Consider the following 881-nt stretch of genomic DNA (forward strand, 5'->3'; position numbering starts at 1 on the left):
TCGGAGATCGCCCGGGACAACTTGCCGTTCTTGAGCATGTTCCGGACGGTGAGATCCTCGATCACGAGCGTTTGGTTCTCACGCACGAGTCGAGTGGTCAGCTTGTGCAGATGGTCACGGCGACGATCGGCGATACGGGCGTAGACCCTGGCGACCTTGCGGCGTGCCTTGGCCCGGTTGGCGCCGTCGCCCCTGGCCTTGCGGGCGAGGTCGCGCTGGGCGCGGGCGAGGCGGGCGCGGTCGCGCCGCTCGTGCCTCGGGTTGGCGATCTTCTCGCCCGTGGACAGGGTGAGCAGGTGGTCGAGCCCGGCGTCGATACCGACCGCCGAGCCGCTGGCGGGAAGCGGCCGGAGGACGGGGTCCTCGACGAGGAGGGAGACGAACCAGCGCCCGGCCGCGTCCTGGGAGACGGTCACCGTGGACGGGAGGGCGCCTTCCGGCAGGGGACGCGACCAGACGATCTCCAGCGACTGGTCCATCTTCGCCAGCGTCAGCTTCCCCTCCCGGAACCGGAACGCGCTGGAGGTGTACTCGGCGGACTTGCCGGACTTCTTACGCGACTTGAACCGCGGGTACTTCGACCGCTTGGCGAAGAACGCGGTGAACGCCGCCTGGAGATGCCGCAGAGCCTGCTGGAGCGGAACCGAGGACACATCGTTGAGGAAGGCCAGTTCCCCGGTCTTCTTCCACGCCGTCAACATGGCCGACGTCGCATTGTAGTTGACCCGCTCCTGACGCAACGTCCACGCCTCAGTACGGGCCGCGAGCGCCATATTGTAGACCTTCCGCACGCATCCGAACGTACGCGACAGCTCCGCTGCCTGCGCATCGGTCGGATAGAAGCGGTACCGATACGCCCGCTTCACGTGAGTGGCCATGGC

Annotated in this window: 1 protein-coding gene; it reads right to left on the reverse strand. The window is 67.3% G+C overall.

Going from position 1 to position 881, the window contains the following annotated elements; genetic code table 11:
* On the reverse strand, positions 1-878 hold an 878-nt coding region (locus tag KN815_RS25330; RefSeq protein WP_216344231.1), incomplete at its 3' end, for an RNA-guided endonuclease InsQ/TnpB family protein.
* Positions 879-881: the final 3 nt, after the last annotated feature.

Source organism: Streptomyces niphimycinicus, from assembly GCF_018883605.1.
Classification (GTDB): Bacteria; Actinomycetota; Actinomycetes; order Streptomycetales; family Streptomycetaceae; genus Streptomyces; species Streptomyces niphimycinicus.